Raw genomic sequence first — 17,222 nt, 5'->3', positions numbered from 1 at the left:
CATCTTGCGTGCCTGACCCGAGGATCTTCATGCAACTCAAGCCAGCTGTTACCGCTCTGGTCACTGCCGTCGCCCTGGCATCGCTGCTCAGCGGATGTAAAAAGGAAGAGGCGGCACCAGCCCCTCAAGCTCCTCAGGTCGGCGTCGTCACCCTGCAACCACAAGCCTTTACCCTGACCTCTGAACTACCGGGGCGGACCACTGCGTTCCGTATCGCCGAAGTTCGTCCGCAGGTAAATGGGATCATTCTTAAGCGCCTGTTCAAAGAAGGCGGGGAGGTCAAGGAAGGTCAGCAGCTTTATCAGATCGATCCATCGGTCTATGAAGCAACGCTGAAGAGTGCCGAGGCCAATCTGCAATCGACCAAGTCGATTTCCGATCGCTACAAGCAATTGGTCAACGAGCAGGCCGTGAGCCGCCAGGAATACGACACCGCCGTGGCCAACCGCCTGCAATCGGAAGCCGCCCTGCAAAGCGCTCAGATCAACCTGCGGTTCACCAAGGTGCTGGCACCGCTGACCGGTCGCATCGGCCGCTCCTCGGTGACCGAAGGCGCCCTGGTGAGCAATGGCCAGGCCGATGCCATGGCCGTGATCCAGCAACTGGACCCGATCTACGTCGACGTCACCCAGTCCTCGGTGGAACTGCTGGAACTGCGCCGTGAGCTGGAAAGCGGGCGCCTGCAGAAAGTCGGCGACAACGCCGCCAAGGTCAAACTGACCCTGGAAGACGGCAGCCAGTACAAGCTCGACGGCAAACTGGAGTTTTCCGAAGTCTCGGTGGACGAAACCACCGGCTCGGTGACCCTGCGCGCCGTGTTCCCCAACCCTCAGCACACCCTGCTGCCAGGCATGTTCGTTCACGCCCAGCTGCAAGCCGGGGTCAACAGTGCGGCGATCCTGGCCCCACAACAAGGCGTGACCCGCGACCTCAAAGGCACCCCGACCGCCCTGGTGGTTGGCCCGGACAACAAGGTCGAGCTGCGCCAACTCAAGGCCAGCCGCACCGTCGGCAGCCAGTGGCTGGTGGAAGACGGCCTGAAGGCCGGCGACCGGCTGATCACCGAAGGCCTGCAATTCGTCAAGCCGGGCATTGAGGTCAAGGCCAGCGAAGCCACCAACGTAGCCGCGAAAAACCCGGCCCCTGCACAGGCAACTGACAAAGCTGCAGGCGGCAAAGGGGAGTAAACCATGTCGAAATTTTTTATCGACCGTCCGATCTTCGCCTGGGTAATTGCCCTGGTGATCATGTTGGTCGGGGCTCTATCGATCCTCAAATTGCCGATCAACCAGTACCCGAGCATCGCCCCGCCGGCGATCGCCATCTCCGTGACCTACCCGGGCGCCTCTGCACAGACCGTGCAGGACACCGTGGTCCAGGTGATCGAGCAGCAGCTCAACGGTATCGACAACCTGCGTTACGTGTCCTCGGAAAGTAACTCCGACGGCAGCATGACCATCACCGCGACCTTCGAGCAGGGCACCAACTCGGACACCGCGCAGGTACAGGTACAGAACAAGCTCAACCTGGCCACCCCGCTGCTGCCGCAAGAAGTGCAGCAACAGGGTATCCGCGTGACCAAGGCAGTGAAGAACTTCCTGCTGGTGATCGGCGTGGTGTCCGAGGACGGCAGCATGTCCAAGGACGACCTGTCGAACTACATCGTGTCGAACATGCAGGACCCGATCTCGCGGACCGCGGGCGTCGGTGACTTCCAGGTGTTCGGTGCCCAGTACGCCATGCGGATCTGGCTCGACCCGGCCAAGCTGAACAACTTCAACCTGACCCCGGTGGACGTGAAGACTGCGGTTGCCGCGCAGAACGTCCAGGTGTCGTCCGGCCAGATCGGCGGCCTGCCCGCCCTGCCCGGCCAGCAACTGAACGCCACCATCATCGGCAAGACCCGTCTGCAGACTGCCGAGCAGTTCAAGGCGATCCTGCTGAAGGTCAACAAGGACGGCTCGCAAGTGCGTCTGGGTGATGTCGCGGACGTGGCCCTGGGCGGCGAGAACTACGCCGTCAGCGCCCAGTTCAACGGCAAGCCGGCTTCCGGTCTGGCGGTGAAACTGGCCAACGGCGCCAACGCCCTGGACACCGCCAAGGCGCTGCGCAAGACCATCAGCGACCTGGAACCCTTCTTCCCGCAAGGCATGAAGGTGGTATTCCCCTACGACACCACGCCAGTGGTCACCGAATCCATCAAGGGCGTGGTTGAAACCCTGGTGGAAGCGATCGTCCTGGTGTTCCTGGTGATGTTCCTGTTCCTGCAGAACTTCCGCGCCACGGTGATCACCACCATGACGGTGCCGGTGGTACTGCTGGGGACCTTCGGTATCCTCGCGGCGGCCGGTTTCAGCATCAACACCCTGACCATGTTCGGCATGGTGCTGGCCATCGGCTTGCTGGTGGACGACGCCATCGTCGTGGTGGAAAACGTCGAACGGGTGATGCACGAGGAAGGCCTGTCACCCAAAGAGGCAACGAAGAAATCCATGGGCCAGATCCAGGGAGCCCTGGTGGGTATCGCCCTGGTGCTGTCCGCGGTACTGCTGCCAATGGCCTTCTTCAGCGGCTCCACGGGCGTGATCTACAAACAGTTCTCGATCACCGTGGTGTCGGCTATGGCCCTGTCGGTACTGGTGGCCCTGATCTTCACCCCGGCCCTGTGCGCCACCATGCTCAAGCCTGTGGTTGCGGGGCAGAATCACGAGAAGCGCGGCTTCTTCGGCTGGTTCAACCGCACCTTCGACCGCAGCGTAAAAAGCTACGAGCGTGGCGTTGGCAACATCCTGCGCAACAAGGTTCCGTACCTGCTGGCCTATGTGCTGATCGTCCTGGGCATGATCTGGCTGTTCACCCGTATCCCGACCGCGTTCCTGCCGGAAGAAGACCAGGGCGTACTGTTCGCCCAGGTGCAGACCCCGGCCGGCTCCAGCGCCGAGCGGACCCAGGTGGTGGTCGATGAAATGCGCGCCTACCTGCTGGACAAGGAAAAGGACACCGTGGCATCGGTGTTCACCGTGAACGGCTTCAACTTCGCCGGTCGCGGCCAGAGCTCGGGCATGGCCTTCATCATGCTCAAGCCGTGGGGCGAGCGCTCCGCGGAAAACAGCGTGTTCAACCTGGCGGCCCGTGCCCAGCGGCACTTCTTCAGCTTCCGCGACGCGATGGTGTTCGCCTTCGCCCCTCCGGCGGTACTGGAATTGGGTAACGCCACCGGTTTCGACGTGTTCCTCCAGGACCGCGCCGGTATCGGCCACGAGAAACTGATGGCGGCACGCAACCAGTTCCTCGGCATGGCAGCCCAGAGCAAGGTACTGTCCCAGGTGCGTCCGAACGGCCTGAACGATGAACCGCAGTACCAGTTGAGCATCGATGACGAGCGCGCCAGTGCCCTGGGCGTGACCCTCACCGACATCAACAACACCTTGTCGATTGCCCTGGGCAGTAGCTACGTCAACGACTTCATCGACCGTGGTCGGGTGAAGAAGGTGTACATCCAGGGTCAGGCCGGTGCGCGCATGAGCCCCGAAGACCTGAAGAAGTGGTACGTACGCAACAGCGCCGGGACCATGGTGCCGTTCTCCTCCTTCGCCAAGGGCGAGTGGATCTACGGTTCACCGAAACTGGCCCGTTACAACGGCGTGGAAGCCATGGAAGTCCTCGGCGCCCCAGCCCCTGGCTACAGTACCGGTGAGGCCATGGACGAAGTCGAAGCCATTGCCGCCAAGCTGCCGCCGGGTGTGGGCATCTCCTGGACCGGCCTGTCCTACGAGGAACGTCTGTCGGGCTCCCAGGCACCTGCGCTGTACGCCTTGTCCCTGCTGATGGTGTTCCTGTGTCTGGCAGCCCTGTATGAAAGCTGGTCGATTCCGATCGCGGTCATGCTGGTGGTGCCGCTGGGGATCATCGGTGCGCTGATGGCTACCAGCCTGCGCGGCCTGTCCAACGACGTGTACTTCCAGGTGGGGCTGTTGGTGACCATCGGCCTGGCGGCGAAAAACGCCATCCTGATCGTCGAGTTCGCCAAGGAACTGCACGAGCAGGGCCGCTCCCTGGTGGATGCCGCGGTGGAAGCCTGCCGCATGCGTCTGCGGCCGATCATCATGACCTCCCTGGCCTTCGTCCTCGGGGTCGTGCCCCTGGCCGTCTCCACCGGCGCCGGCTCCGGCAGCCAGCATGCGATCGGCACCGGGGTGATCGGCGGTATGCTCACCGCGACGATCCTGGCGATCTTCTGGGTACCGCTGTTCTTCGTCACCGTATCGTCCATGGGCCGCAGGAAAGCGGATCTATCAGAAACCACTGCAACTGCTAACGAGGCTGGCCAATGAGCAAGTCGCTACTCTCCCTGGCAATCACCGCCATCGCGCTAAGTGGTTGCTCGCTGATACCAGACTATCAGCGCCCGGAAGCGCCGGTGGCGGCGCAATTCCCCCAAGGCCCCGCCTATTCGCCCAAGGAGGCCGCCAACGTGGCGGCCGCCGAACAGGGCTGGCGGCAATTCTTCCACGACCCGGCGCTGCAGCAGCTGATCCAGACCGCTCTGGAAAACAACCGCGACCTCAAGGTCGCGGCGCTGAACATCGACGCCTATGCCGCGCAGTACCAGATCCAGCGCGCCGACCTGTTCCCCGCGGTTTCGGCCAACGCCAGCGGCAGCCGCCAGCGCACGCCGGCACGCATGTCGCAGACCGGCGAAGCCGGCATCAGCAGCCAGTACTCCGCCACGGTGGGGATCAGCGCCTATGAGCTGGACCTGTTCGGCCGGGTTCGCAGCCTGAGCGAACAAGCCCTGCAAACCTACTTCTCCAGCGAAGAGGCCCGGCGCAGCACCCAGATCAGCCTGGTGGCCAGCGTGGCCAATGCCTACATGACCTGGCAGGCCGACAAGGAGCTGCTCAAGCTGACCCAGGAAACCCTCGGTGCCTACGAGGAAAGCTACCGCCTGACCTCGCGCAGCAACGAAGTAGGCGTGGCCTCGGCTCTGGACCTGAGTCAGGCGCGGACCTCGGTGGAAAACGCCCGGGTTCAACTGGCCCGTTACACCCGCCAGGTGGCTCAGGATGAAAACAGCCTGACCCTGCTGCTGGGCACGGCGATTCCGCGCAACCTGCCGGCGGCCCAGCCGCTGTCGGCCAATCTGTTGAGCGAACTGCCGGCCGGCCTACCGTCGGAGCTGCTGCAACGGCGTCCGGACATCCTCGAAGCCGAGTACAAGCTGAAAGCGGCGAATGCCAATATCGGCGCGGCGCGGGCGGCCTTCTTCCCGAGCATCAGCCTGACGGCCAACGCCGGCACCCTGAGCCCGGACCTTTCGGGCCTGTTCAAGGGCGGCTCGGGAACCTGGCTGTTCCAGCCGCAGATCAATCTGCCGATCTTCAACGCCGGCAGCCTGCGCGCCAGCCTGGATTACTCGAAGATCCAGAAAGACATCACCGTGGCCCAGTACGAAAAATCCATCCAGACCGCCTTCCAGGAAGTCTCCGATGGCCTGGCGGCGCGCCAGACCTACAACCAGCAGTTGCAGGCCCAGCGTGATTTCGTCAACGCCAACCAGGACTACTACCGTCTGGCCGAACGCCGCTATCGCATCGGGGTCGACAGCAACCTGACCTTCCTCGACGCCCAGCGCTCGCTGTTCAGTGCCCAGCAGGCCCTGATCACCGATCGCCTGGCGCAGCTGACCAGCGAGGTCAACCTGTACAAGGCCCTCGGCGGCGGTTGGAGCGAGCAAACGGCGAAGAACCAGCCACTGGCTGAAAAAGCCCCGGCGCTGCACCTGTTCTGAAACAGGATCCGGCTGTAGGAAAAACCCACCTCATGGTGGGTTTTTTTATGTCACCGGCCCTCAGCCCCCCGCCCCATTGAGCAAGAACACCGGCTCACGCAGATAATCCAGGCCCAGGCGGGTTTCGAAAGTCTCGTCGCGCAGGGCTGCCGTGGTGCAACTCCTGAGCCCCAGGGCGGTAGCCACCAGGGCAAAGCTCTGGCTCAGATGGCCGCAGTCCATCAAGGCCACCCGCAAGGCCCGACTGCCCGGGTACTTCCAGGCCAGGCGCTGCAGACACGCGGTGGACAGGAACAGCACCGAGGCCTGTTCGATCCAGCTCTGGTCGCCGCACGCCGCACCGATCCAGGACCTGGGGTCCTCGCGCGACAGCAGTTCAAGCCCGTGCCGCCGCACCGAGTAGTGATACAGACCGGCCTCCAGGCCCTGCACATTGAGCAGGATCGGATAGACCTCGATGGCATGCAGGGAGCCCCCGGACGCCGAGGTCTTCTTCAGGAAGAAATCCCCCATGGGATTACGCCGCACCTGACTCGCTCCCCAGGTGTAATACAGCAGCGCCGACAGCTGTTGGGCGGTCACGGGGCCCCCGTCGAAGGTCCGGCAGGTCTGGCGACGGGCCAGAACCTCCAGCAGTTGCGGCTGCTCAAACAGCGAGGGCGATGCCAGCAAGGGATTGTCCAGGGCCTGGAACGGATGGGAAAAGTAGTCCTTGAACGCCGACGGCTGGCGCTGCTGCAGCGCCTTGCCGGCCAGTTGCTCCTCCATCTGCGCCACGCTGATGTAGGGTGTGGCGGTTTGCGTGCGCGTCCCCAGGTAGAAATCCAGCGCGACCTGCCAGTGACTCCAGATCTCGCCGGCCGCCTCGGGCTCGGAGGGCCCAGAGCCCTGCCCGTCCACGGGCTGCAACAGCCCCCGGGCGATCAGGTCCTGGAGCAGCGCCAGGCTGGGGTTTTCCAGCGCGCCGGGGAGCAGCAGCGCGCTGTCCAGGGTCCGCGGACAGAGAAAATGCCGGACCAGCGGCAGAAACTGCAGCGCCAATTCCAGGTCCAGGGCCCGCCGTCGATCCCGCAGGGTAAAGCGGTCCCGGTCGATACCCAGCCAGGTGCCCGGGCGCAATTGCAACAGGGTCTGGCCATCCAGCGGGCCGGCCGCCGGTGGCGCAGGCTTGGCCAGGGCGCCGGCCTGCCAGAACAGCGGCTCGGGCCGCAGCGCCTTGATCTCCCGAATCAGCGCTGCCAGCTCCGGATCGCCGGCGCGATCGGCAATGTCCCACTCGATGGTGACCGCCTTGAGCGGCGCGTGGCCGAACAACTGCCGCAGGATGTCCCAGTCCCGGCGCGGATCGCCGACATGCACTTCGATCAGGCGCTTGAGCGGCAGTGATCGCAGGTACTCGCGCAAGTCGTAGCCCAGGGCCCGGGCGGTGCAGATGGCGCTGTCCAGGTCGAGGAGAAAACCGCTGTGGCTGCGCTCCACCACGCTGCAAATGAATCCGCCCTCGGACAGCTCCTGGCCAATGTCCATGGCAAACAGCCGCGGCGCGTTCTCCAGCACCAGCGGGGTGCCGGTGAAGGCCTGCAGTTCGAGGGCGTTGGCCACCACCGTATCGGCCACTTCCCGGGCCAGGCTTGGCAGGATGAAATGCTGGGTATCGCCGCCCTGAAAGCGTGACCAGGAAATGTGCTCCGCCAGCCACGGCGAGGCGGTCCGCTGACACAGGCGACGGGTCATGTGCAGAAACTCCCGGTCCATCTCGATGCCGACGCTGCCCAGGGACAGGCTCGACGAGTGCAGCAGCACCGGCACCTGCCCGCCCAGCTGGTTCAAGCGCGGCTGCAGGATGCAGTGGGTGGGCTGAAACTCCAGGTAATCGAAGTACGGCAGCCCCTCAGCCTGAATCCGTTCGAGGCTGGGATCGAGCCCGACCGCGCCGCTCCCGGCGCCAGGCGGCAAATGGTATTCCAGGCCCACCCCGGCGTCGGGGAAACGCGAAGCATCGAAGTCTTGCATGTCCGCCTCCCCGGCTCAGGCCGTCATGTGCAGGACCGTGGCAACGGCACTGGCGCCCTCGCCCCGACTCAGCGATCCGGCATGGCGACGCTCCAGGCGATGCACCTCCTGCAGCAGATTGCCCAGCAGCTCCCGCCCCTGCGCGGTAAAACCCGGTGCGGCGGCGAAATCCGCCTGCGCCTTGCTCAAACCCCGCAGGATGAACAGCAGGCGTTGCTCGGCCCGGCGCATCTCCTGCGCCGGACGGTCGCGAACCCGTTCCAGGTACTTGACCAGGGCGATGTAGACATAAAAAGCATGAAAGTACCCGTACAAGTCGCGCTGCTGCCCCGACCAGGGCAGGGTGTACAGGACCTCCCGCGAAGCCTGGGGCTCGACCACCGCGGCGACTTCGACCACGTTGTACAGCAACTGGTGGGTCGCCTCGTGCACCAGCGACTCCTCCAGATCGAGTATCGAGTTGTCCCGGCTCGACAGCAGGATCACCCCGGTATAGCGGGACGCGGAGCAACTGCGAAAACTGCCGTCGGGCAAGTAGCACACGGCCTTGACCAGCACCTGCCACTGTTCATGACAGGCCGGCCAGGTGTGTTTGATCCGCTGCAGGGCAAGTTGCATGACATCGCGAAAAAACGCTTTGGAATAACCCGCGCGCTCCAGCTGACGCCGGGTCGCCTCGTCTGGTGGGTAGTCATAACTGGGGGGCGTGACCTGCGTGATCAGCGGATCGACATCGAAGCGATACACCGGCGGGCACTGTTCATCGGGCCGTGCCTGCTGCGCAGCTTCAATCCGTTGCAGCACTTGGGGAAACTCCAGCAGCCTGGCTATGACCTCGCTGTCATCCAGGGTCTTTCCAGTCAATAGATAGTTGACATCGCGAAACGTCAGCACACTCCAGATCTGAAATACCGGATGCGCGACCAGTGGATTGCGGACACTTTCCGGCGACAGAATAATATCCAGCGCCTGTTTGAAAAATACTCGCAGCGCAGAATTCGCCGCAAATAACTTTGACAGTTCCGCATATAACGCGACAAACATCGTATAGCGATTCTTCGCAACTTGTTCCTGCAACTGGAGAAAGCGTTGCGGTTCGCTGTCCGCAAGAAAAGTAGTGCCCTTAAACAGCTCGTCGATGGAAAGTTCCGCTTGTTTGCTGTTTACGCTGTCCATGGTTCAACCTTCCCTAAAGTTCACGGCAAGGGCTTGCTCATCGTCAGGCTGGCGACTTCATAGCCCAGCAGTTCATAAAGACGACGCGCCTCAAGGTTGCGACCGAAGACATGCAAACGCATTTCATCACAGCCCCACTCGCGCGCCAGCGACTCACCGGCCAGCAGCGTCTGCCTGGCGTAACCCTGGCGACGTTCGATCGGTTCGATATACAGATCGAGGATGAAGGCAATCCGTCGGGACCCGGCCTGACGTTCGGCGATCCACAGCTCACCCACCGCCCGCCCTGCATGCAGCGCCCGCCACAGGTGGTTGTGCGGACTCAGGCGGCCCTGCGGCAGCAACTGGCGGAACACCTCCGCCGCCTGGAACGATGCTTGCTCCGGCGGCCACTCACCGGCGGCCACCATGCCGGCGGCGTACTCCTGCAAGGCTCGCCGGGCGAAACGCTCGAAGTCGGCTTCCTGCATCGACACCAGGCTGATGGACACGGACAGGCACTCCACTGTGAACTTGAATCCCGATTCCGGTGTGCCGCCCTGATCCGCACTGAAGGGCGACACACCGGACTGCACACGCCCCACTCAGTCCATTCGCGCCTGTTGCTGTTGAGTGTCAAAGATCGCCGCGACACCTATCTTGTCGCGAATGGCCGACCCGGCACTGGTCAGTTTTGCCGTATCGATACTTTTCACGGCGCCCACTTCAGTGGCGCTCAAGTGCACGCCGATGCCTTTGGCAGCCGCTTCAGGATCCTGATGCAACTGCGCCGCGAAGTCCTTATCCAGAAGTGCGCGGCCTACTACTGATGCAAGGCGCTCCTGATTGACTTTCGTACTCATGGTATCTCTCCTTATATATTGAAAGCACGATAACAACTTTTCTCCTGACGAAACTTACAACTTATCCCTATCCGCCCTGAGGACTTTCAATATAGCAAGGCAAGTCTGCATTTCCAGCACCGGCAAAGTTTTCGCTTAAACCTTTTTACGATAATAGATAACACCGAATTTAAAGTTTAACTGGCGATTACTCCTATACCTTTTATATAAGTAAGCTACTTGTGGACAATGACTTACAACCAAAGCAATAAACACTTGTCATGAATCTGTGGCGCGCCAGGAATACCACACACGGACCAGGCCCCATCGAGCAGCGCGGACAACCCCAGGATTCAACAGGCATCCCGGGGTTGTCGGCGCCCCGGAACCGAACTCGATAAGTGTTCGTTAATCGCCCAAAACCGCCATTCGCCAATTGATCGCCCCTGGGGGGCAACGCACCATTCCCGGCACCCGAACACACCAATAACAACAGGTTCGATGTCATGCCCCCACGCCCTGCCCGCTCCGGCTGATCCCACCCGCTGCACCTTCAAGGTATTGCACGCTGTCCGCAGATTTGCCGGCAGTGGGTTGCTGCACCCCTAACAATTAGAGAGACCGACACATGAAGCCAATCACCCCGCCACAACACCTTGTGCCCTGCCTTCTGGCGGTGGCGTTGACCAGCCTCGCCCTGCCGGCAGTGGCCGCGGAATCGGGCTTTTTCGAGGACGCCCAGGCCAACCTCAACCTGCGCAACTTCTACATCAACCGCAACTTCACCAACCCGAGCAAGGCTCAGGGCAAGGCCGAAGAGTGGACTCAGAGCTTCATCCTCGACGCCAAGTCGGGTTTCACCCAGGGCACCGTGGGGTTCGGCATGGATGTGCTGGGCCTGTACTCGCTCAAGCTCGACGGTGGCAAGGGCACCGGCGGCACCCAGTTGCTGCCCCTGGACCACGACGGCCGCCCGGCGGACAACTTCGGGCGCCTGGGGGTAGCGTTCAAGGCCCGCTTGTCGCAGACCGAGGTCAAGGTCGGCGAGTGGATGCCGGTGCTGCCGATCCTGCGTTCCGATGACGGCCGCTCGCTGCCGCAGACCTTCCGCGGCGGCCAGATCACCTCCAGGGAAATCGCCGGCCTGACGCTCTACGGCGGCCAGTTCCGCGGCAACAGCCCGCGCGACGACAGCAGCATGAGCGACATGACGATGTTCGGCAAAGCGGCCTTCACTTCCGACCGCTTCAACTTCCAGGGCGCCGAATACGCCTTCAACGACAAGCGCACCCAGGTCGCCCTGTGGAACGCCCAGCTCAAGGACATCTACCGCCAGCAGTTCGTCAACCTGATCCACACCCAGCCTCTGGGCGACTGGACCCTGGGCGCCAACCTGGGCTTCTTCTACGGCAAGGAAGACGGCAGCGCCCGTGCCGGCGATCTGGAAAACCGCACCTGGTCCGGCCTGTTCTCGGCCAAGTACGGCGGCAACACCTTCTATGTCGGCCTGCAGAAACTCACCGGCCCCAGCGCCTGGATGCGGGTCAACGGCACCAGCGGTGGCACCCTGGCCAACGACAGCTTCAACGCCAGCTACGACAACGCCCAGGAAAGATCCTGGCAGCTGCGCCATGACTACAACTTCGCCGCCCTGGGAGTGCCAGGCCTGACCCTGATGAACCGCTACATCAGCGGCAGCAACGTGCACACCGCCACGGTCAGCGACGGCAAGGAATGGGGCCGGGAAAGCGAGCTGGGCTACACGGTGCAGAGCGGTACGCTGAAGAACCTCAACCTGAAATGGCGCAACTCCACCATGCGCCGGGATTTCAGCAACAACGAGTTCGACGAAAACCGCCTGATCGTCAGCTATCCGTTGAGCCTGCTGTAACGGCGCAACAGCCCCACAAAAAAGGCCAGCCCGGTGATCGGGCTGGCCTTTTTGTTGGGCCGTGGAACAGGTTACAGGCGCGACTCGGTGCCCAGTTCGTCCCACACCGATTCGGCCAGGTGGAAGGTGGCATTGGCCGCCGGGATGCCGCAGTAGATCGCGCTCTGCATGATCACTTCCTTGATCTCGCCACGGCTCACGCCATTGTTGGCGGCAGCCCGCAGGTGCAGCTTGAGCTCTTCGTTGCGGTTCATGCCGATCAGCATGGCAATGGTGATCAGGCTGCGGGTGTGCCGCGGCAGGCCCGGGCGGGTCCAGATATCGCCCCAGGCATGGCGGGTGATCATTTCCTGGAATTCCGAGTTGAACTCGTTCAGGGCATTCAGGCTGCGGTCGACATGGGCATCGCCCAATACCGCGCGGCGCACCTGCATGCCGGCGTCATAACGTTGTTTCTCGTCCACGAAGGGCTCCTTGAATCGATGCTCAGGCCAGCAGGAATTCCACGACACGGGCGCTGAACGCGTCGCCGGCCTGGACGTTGGACAGGTGCGCGGCATAGAACTCGGCGTACTCGGCGCCGGCCACGTGCTGCTCGATGAAGTGACCGCCGGAGGGCGGAGTCACCGCGTCGTCACTGCCGGAAATCACCAGGGTCGGCACCTTGATCGCCCCCAGTTGCTCGCGGAAATCCGCATCGCGCACCGCCGCACAGTTGGCGGCATAGCCCTGGGGCGAAGTGGCGGCGAGCATGTCGGTAATCAGCTTGGCCTGCTCAGGATGGGCTTGGGCGAAGTCGGCGGTGAACCAGCGGGCGATGGAGGCGTCACGCAGCGCCACCATGGCCGCCGGGCCGTCACGCAGCACGGTTTCGATCCGCGGGTTCCACACCGAGGGCTCGCCGATCTTGGCCGCGGTGTTGCACACCACCAGTTTGTGCAAACGCTCGCCGGCGTTGATCCCCAGCCACTGGCCGATCAGGCCGCCCATGGACAGGCCGCAGAAATGCGCACGCTGGATATCCAGGGCATCCAGCAACGCCAGCACATCCCGGCCCAGTTGCTCGATGCTGTAGGGCCCCTCGCTCACCAGCGAAAGACCATGGCCGCGGGTGTCCATGCGCAGCACCCGGAAGTGCCGGGTAAAGGCCGCCATCTGCTTGTCCCACATGCGCAGATCGGTGCCCAGGGAGTTGGACAGCACCAGTACCGGCGCGCCCTCTGGTCCTTCGAGTTGATAGTGCAGATCGCCCTCGGCGAGTTTCACGAATCCCACAGCAGTCTCCTTCAGGCCTTCAAGGCAAAATGTTCAGCCACGGCGCGCTCGACCCAGGCCTGGGCCTGACCGAGGTAATGCGCCGGATCCATCAGACGATCCAGCTCTGCCGCCGACAGCTCGGCGCAGACCCGGGCATCGTCCGCCAATACCTCGCGCAGATGGCGTTGTTCCTCCACCGCACGCTTGCAGCATTGTTCCAACAGGTGATGGGCGGTTTCCCGGCCCAGGCGCTGGGCCAGTTCAATGCTCACCGCTTCGGCCAGGACCAGGCCCCGGGTCAGGTCGAGGTTGCGCGCCATGCGGGCGCTGTCGACCTGCAACCCCTCGGCCACCAGCAAGGCTTGTTGCAGCGCCCCGGACACCAGGCAGCAGATGTCCGGCAGGGTGTCCCATTCGGCGTGCCACAGGCCGAGACTGCGCTCGTGCTCCTGGGGCATGGCGGTGAACATTGTCGCCAGGAGGCCCGGAACCCGGGTCGCGGCGCTGATCAGTACCGCCGCGCCCACCGGGTTGCGCTTGTGCGGCATGGTGGACGAACCGCCCTTGCCCGGCGCGGCAGGCTCGAAGACTTCCGCCGCCTCGGTCTGCATCAGCAGGCTGATATCGCGCCCCAGCTTGCCCAGGCTGCCGGCCAGCAGGCCCAGCACCGAGGCGAACTCCACCAGGCGGTCGCGCTGGGTGTGCCAAGGCTGTTCCGGCAGGCGGAGCTGCAGCTCCTCGGCCAGGGCCCGGGCAATCGGCAGGGCCTGCTCGCCGAGGGCCGCGAGGGTTCCGGAGGCGCCGCCGAACTGCAGCACCAGCAGGCGCGGCTTGAGTTGTTGCAGGCGTTCGCGGCTGCGGGTCACCGCCCCCAGCCAACCGGCGATCTTCATGCCCAGGGTCACCGGCGTCGCGTGCTGCAGCCAGGTTCGGCCGGCCAGGGGCGTGTCGGCATGACGCGTGGCCTGGGCCGCCAGAAGGTCCCCCAGGCGCAACAGGTCCTGCTCCAGCAACTGCACGGCGCGGCGCAGTTGCAGCACCAGCCCGCTGTCCATCACGTCCTGGCTGGTGGCTCCCAAGTGCACATAGCGTTCGGCCTCACCATCGCTGCGGGCGATCTGCTTGCCCAGGGCCTTGACCAGGGGAATCGCCGAATTGCCGGCCGTGGCAATCGCCTCTCCCAGGGCCTGGAAATCATAGAGTTGCGCCCGGCAGGCCGCCTCGATCGGGGCCACGGCACGCTGCGGGATCAGCCCGACCCGCGCCTCGGCGCGGGCCAGGGCCGCCTCGAAGTCGAGCATGGCCTGGACCCGCCCCTGGTCGCAGAACACTCCGCGCATTTCCCGGGCAGTGAAGTAGGCATCGAACAACTGGTTGCTCGCAGTCAGGGTCATAAACAGTCCTTAGCAAGCCTGCGCCCGGCTCGGGCGCAGGCACACAGGTCAAAGATCGTGGTGCAGGTAGGCCGCCTGCTTCGGCAGGCGCAGGCTGAACAGGAAGGCTATCGCCATCATCGCCGTGACGTACCAGTAGAAGGTGTTTTCCATGCCCATGTTCTTGAAGTTCAGGGCCACCCATTCCGCCGAGCCACCGAAGATCGCATTGGCCACCGCATAAGCCAAGCCCACCCCCAGCGCGCGCACCTGCGGCGGGAACATCTCGGCCTTCACCAGGCCGCTGATGGAGGTGTAGAAACTGACGATGGCCAGGGCCAGGGTGATCAGCACAAAGGCCAGGAACGGACTGGTGACGGTCTTCAGGGTCAGCAGGATCGGCACGGTGAACAGGGTGCCCAGGGCGCCGAACCAGAGCATGGAATTACGCCGGCCGATCTTGTCCGCCAGCATGCCGAACAGCGGCTGCATGCACATATAGAGGAACAGCGCGCCGGTCATGATGTAGCTGGCAGTCTTGGCGTGCATGCCCGCGGTGTTCACCAGGTACTTCTGCATGTAGGTGGTGAAGGTGTAGAAAATCAGCGAGCCGCCGGCGGTGTAGCCCAGCACGGTGATGAAGGCCGCCGAGTGATTCTTGAACAGCGCGGCGACGCTGCCGGCGTCCTTGTTCTCGCGCATCTCCTTGCTGGTGGTTTCCTTCAGCGAACGCCGCAGCAGCAGCGAGATCAGCGCCGCGATGGCACCGATCACGAACGGAACGCGCCAGCCCCAGGCCTTGAGCTCGGCCTCATCGAGAAACTGCTGGAGAACCACCACCACCGACACCGCCAGCAGTTGCCCGCCGATCAGGGTCACGTACTGGAAGGAGGCGAAGAACCCGCGCTGGCCCTTGAGCGCCACTTCACTCATGTAGGTGGCGGTGGTGCCGTACTCGCCGCCCACCGACAGGCCCTGGAACAGGCGCGCCACCAGCAGCAGGAACGGCGCCCAGGCACCGATGCTGGCGTAGGTCGGCAAAAAGGCGATGACCAGGGAGCCGGCGCACATCATCAGCACCGAGATCATCATCGAGTTCTTGCGCCCGTGGCGGTCGGCAACCCGGCCGAACAGCCAGCCGCCGATGGGCCGCATCAAAAAGCCGGCGGCGAACACCCCGGCGGTGTTGAGCAACTGCACCGTGGGATCGTCGGAGGGGAAAAATGCCGGGGCGAAGTAGATGGCGCAAAAGGCATAGACGTAGAAGTCGAACCATTCCACCAGGTTGCCGGAGGAGGCACCGACAATGGCAAAGATCCTTTTGCTGCGCTCCTCTGCGGTGTAGTGACTTGTGCTTGTTGTCATGATTTTTCACTCGTGGGGGACAGTGTGAGTCTAGACACACCTGGCAACACTCCCGTTCCCTACGGGACATGGGCCCTATGGTTCTGCCTGTAGCCGCTGCCGAGCCACGGCGAGGTTGCGAAAGGCCGGGCCGCGTTCGGTACGCAGGGCCTTGCTTGGCACTCTCTCGCCAAACTCGCCGCAACCGCGTCCCTTCGGGCCGTTCGCAGCCTGCGGCAGCGGCTACACCGTGCTCCGGCTCAGTAATCGAAGAACACCGTCTCGGCGTCGGTCCCCTGGAGAATCACGTTCCACTGGTAGTGACCGGCGGCATCGGCCCTGGCCAGCAAGGTACCGCGGCGCTCCTCGGGCACGCAGGCCAACAGCGGGTCGGCGGCGTTGGCCGGCTCGCCGTCGAAGTAGATGCGAGTCAGCAGGTGCTTGACCAGGCCACGGGCGAACACCAGCACCACCAGGTGCGGCGCCTGGGTCGTGCCCTTGAGGCCCGGCACCGTACCCGGCTTGATGGTGGTGAAGCGAAAGCGCCCTTCGGCGTCCACCGGCACCCGGCCAAATCCCTGGAAGTGCGGGTCCAGGGGCTTGTCCTGCTGATCTTCCGGGTGGCGGTACTTACCGGCGGCATTGGCCTGCCAGACCTCCAGCATGGCGTCGTTGACGAAGTTGCCGTTGCCGTCCACCACCTGGCCGGTGATCGCCACCCGCTCGCCCCGAGTGCCTTCCTCGGTCAGGTCTTCGCGGTTCAGCCAGGTCAGGCCGATGTGGTAGTAGGGGCCGACGGTGTGGGAGGTAGTCGCGGTCAGGGTCATGTCATTTCTCCATCGGCGTGGCATCGCGGCCGCGCAGGACGATGTCCCAACGGTAACCGAGGGCGTAGGAAGGGATGGTTTTCTCCAGATCGAAACGGGCGATCAGGCGTTCCTTGGCGCGGGTGTCCGGCACGCAGTTGTAGATCGGGTCATATTCCAGCAGCGGGTCGCCGGGGAAATACATCTGGGTCACCAGGCGGGTGAGGATGCTCGGGCCGAACAGCGAGAAATGGATATGCGCCGGACGCCAGGCATTGTGGTGGTTGCCCCAGGGGTAGGCGCCGGGCTTGATGGTCTGGAACTGATACCAGCCGTCGGCATCGGTCACGGTGCGCCCGGTGCCGGTGAAGTTCGGATCCAGCGGTGCATCGTGCAGGTCGCGGTCGTGGTTGTAGCGACCGGCGGCGTTGGCCTGCCAGATCTCCACCAGGATGCCCGGCACCGGCAGGCCGTTTTCGTCCAGCACGCGGCCGTGGATGATGATCCGCTCGCCCTGGGGCTGGCCTGCGTGCTGCGCGGTCAGGTCGTTGTCCCGTTCCTGGATCGATTCGGCGCCGATGCTCGGGCCGGTGATTTCCGACAGCGAATGGGGCAGGAACACCAGCGGCTTGGACGGCGAGCGGGTGTTGGTCGACTGGTAGGCCGGGTGCAGATAATCAGGCTGAGTGCCCGCTTGCGGGCGCCGGTAACCGGGCTTGTCACTCATGGTGGTTCCTCGTTCTCTTCTTG

Annotated in this window: 14 protein-coding genes; 4 read left to right on the top strand and 10 right to left on the bottom strand. The window is 63.7% G+C overall.

The genetic code is table 11. The features are described from left to right. The first annotated feature begins 29 nt into the window (after window positions 1-29). The 3 genes from emhA to adeC are packed head-to-tail and all read left to right on the top strand — an operon-like array spanning window position 30 to window position 5,791. Complete coding sequence (gene emhA / locus POS17_RS06755; protein ID WP_060837889.1) at window positions 30-1,187, top strand: efflux RND transporter periplasmic adaptor subunit EmhA; 1,158 nt, start codon at window positions 30-32, stop codon at window positions 1,185-1,187. 3 nt (window positions 1,188-1,190) lie between these two features. Then, window positions 1,191-4,334, top strand: a complete 3,144-nt coding sequence (locus POS17_RS06750) for an efflux RND transporter permease subunit (RefSeq protein WP_060837888.1) — start codon at window positions 1,191-1,193, stop codon at window positions 4,332-4,334. Next, a complete protein-coding gene (adeC, locus tag POS17_RS06745) occupies window positions 4,331-5,791 on the top strand; it encodes an AdeC/AdeK/OprM family multidrug efflux complex outer membrane factor (protein WP_060837887.1) in 1,461 nt (486 codons plus the stop codon). Before POS17_RS06750 ends, adeC begins: the two co-directional genes overlap by 4 nt. 60 nt (window positions 5,792-5,851) lie before the next feature. Here the strand turns inward: adeC and POS17_RS06740 are convergent, their stop codons facing one another. From POS17_RS06740 to POS17_RS06725, 4 genes are all read right to left on the bottom strand, one after another. After that, the gene (locus POS17_RS06740) at window positions 5,852-7,804 is read right to left on the bottom strand and encodes a multinuclear nonheme iron-dependent oxidase (protein WP_060837886.1); all 1,953 of its coding nucleotides are present in this window, start codon (window positions 7,802-7,804) and stop codon (window positions 5,852-5,854) included. Between the two features lie 15 nt (window positions 7,805-7,819). Continuing rightward, window positions 7,820-8,980 carry an aKG-HExxH-type peptide beta-hydroxylase gene (locus tag POS17_RS06735; RefSeq protein WP_060837885.1) on the bottom strand — a complete coding sequence of 387 codons (1,161 nt, stop codon included), beginning with the start codon at window positions 8,978-8,980 and terminating at the stop codon, window positions 7,820-7,822. 20 nt (window positions 8,981-9,000) lie between these two features. Beyond that, window positions 9,001-9,471 carry a GNAT family N-acetyltransferase gene (locus POS17_RS06730; RefSeq protein ID WP_231979009.1) on the bottom strand — a complete coding sequence of 157 codons (471 nt, stop codon included), beginning with the start codon at window positions 9,469-9,471 and terminating at the stop codon, window positions 9,001-9,003. 93 nt (window positions 9,472-9,564) lie between these two features. Beyond that, entirely contained in the window at window positions 9,565-9,822 is a 258-nt protein-coding gene (locus POS17_RS06725; protein ID WP_016965124.1) for an Os1348 family RiPP precursor, read from the bottom strand. A 607-nt stretch (window positions 9,823-10,429) separates the two neighbouring features. Here POS17_RS06725 and POS17_RS06720 point away from each other — a divergent pair. Further along, window positions 10,430-11,692, top strand: a complete 1,263-nt coding sequence (locus POS17_RS06720) for an OprD family porin (protein WP_060837884.1) — start codon at window positions 10,430-10,432, stop codon at window positions 11,690-11,692. A gap of 71 nt (window positions 11,693-11,763) precedes the next feature. Here POS17_RS06720 and pcaC read toward each other — a convergent pair whose 3' ends face one another. From pcaC to pcaH, 6 genes are all read right to left on the bottom strand, one after another. Next, window positions 11,764-12,156 (bottom strand): 4-carboxymuconolactone decarboxylase, encoded by a 393-nt coding sequence (gene pcaC, locus POS17_RS06715; RefSeq protein ID WP_060837883.1) that lies wholly within the window; start codon window positions 12,154-12,156, stop codon window positions 11,764-11,766. A 22-nt stretch (window positions 12,157-12,178) separates the two neighbouring features. Then, on the bottom strand, window positions 12,179-12,967 hold the full coding sequence (gene pcaD / locus POS17_RS06710) for a 3-oxoadipate enol-lactonase (protein ID WP_060837882.1): 789 nt from the start codon (window positions 12,965-12,967) through the stop codon (window positions 12,179-12,181). A gap of 11 nt (window positions 12,968-12,978) precedes the next feature. Beyond that, window positions 12,979-14,343, bottom strand: coding sequence for a 3-carboxy-cis,cis-muconate cycloisomerase (locus POS17_RS06705; RefSeq protein WP_060837881.1), 1,365 nt, complete (start codon window positions 14,341-14,343; stop codon window positions 12,979-12,981). A 48-nt stretch (window positions 14,344-14,391) separates the two neighbouring features. Beyond that, complete coding sequence (locus POS17_RS06700) at window positions 14,392-15,687, bottom strand: MFS family transporter (RefSeq protein ID WP_060837880.1); 1,296 nt, start codon at window positions 15,685-15,687, stop codon at window positions 14,392-14,394. 239 nt (window positions 15,688-15,926) lie between these two features. Further along, window positions 15,927-16,493 carry a protocatechuate 3,4-dioxygenase subunit alpha gene (gene pcaG / locus POS17_RS06695; RefSeq protein ID WP_060837879.1) on the bottom strand — a complete coding sequence of 189 codons (567 nt, stop codon included), beginning with the start codon at window positions 16,491-16,493 and terminating at the stop codon, window positions 15,927-15,929. Between the two features lies 1 nt (window position 16,494). Next, entirely contained in the window at window positions 16,495-17,199 is a 705-nt protein-coding gene (pcaH, locus tag POS17_RS06690; protein ID WP_060837878.1) for a protocatechuate 3,4-dioxygenase subunit beta, read from the bottom strand. Window positions 17,200-17,222 lie beyond the last annotated feature (23 nt).

Source organism: Pseudomonas sp. Os17 (assembly GCF_001547895.1).
In the GTDB taxonomy this organism is placed as follows: domain Bacteria; phylum Pseudomonadota; class Gammaproteobacteria; order Pseudomonadales; family Pseudomonadaceae; genus Aquipseudomonas.
This window is presented reverse-complemented; position numbering and strand designations above follow the sequence as displayed.

Bases quoted from the DNA above. Each gene is read 5' to 3' on its own strand.
- pcaH (WP_060837878.1), bottom strand. From the start codon at position 17,199: ATGAGTGACAAGCCCGGTTACCGGCGCCCGCAAGCGGGCACTCAGCCT.
- adeC (WP_060837887.1), top strand. From the start codon at position 4,331: ATGAGCAAGTCGCTACTCTCCCTGGCAATCACCGCCATCGCGCTAAGT.
- POS17_RS06735 (WP_060837885.1), bottom strand. From the start codon at position 8,980: ATGGACAGCGTAAACAGCAAACAAGCGGAACTTTCCATCGACGAGCTG.
- POS17_RS06750 (WP_060837888.1), top strand. From the start codon at position 1,191: ATGTCGAAATTTTTTATCGACCGTCCGATCTTCGCCTGGGTAATTGCC.
- POS17_RS06700 (WP_060837880.1), bottom strand. From the start codon at position 15,687: ATGACAACAAGCACAAGTCACTACACCGCAGAGGAGCGCAGCAAAAGG.
- POS17_RS06720 (WP_060837884.1), top strand. From the start codon at position 10,430: ATGAAGCCAATCACCCCGCCACAACACCTTGTGCCCTGCCTTCTGGCG.
- POS17_RS06705 (WP_060837881.1), bottom strand. From the start codon at position 14,343: ATGACCCTGACTGCGAGCAACCAGTTGTTCGATGCCTACTTCACTGCC.
- POS17_RS06740 (WP_060837886.1), bottom strand. From the start codon at position 7,804: ATGCAAGACTTCGATGCTTCGCGTTTCCCCGACGCCGGGGTGGGCCTG.
- emhA (WP_060837889.1), top strand. From the start codon at position 30: ATGCAACTCAAGCCAGCTGTTACCGCTCTGGTCACTGCCGTCGCCCTG.
- POS17_RS06725 (WP_016965124.1), bottom strand. From the start codon at position 9,822: ATGAGTACGAAAGTCAATCAGGAGCGCCTTGCATCAGTAGTAGGCCGC.
- pcaG (WP_060837879.1), bottom strand. From the start codon at position 16,493: ATGACCCTGACCGCGACTACCTCCCACACCGTCGGCCCCTACTACCAC.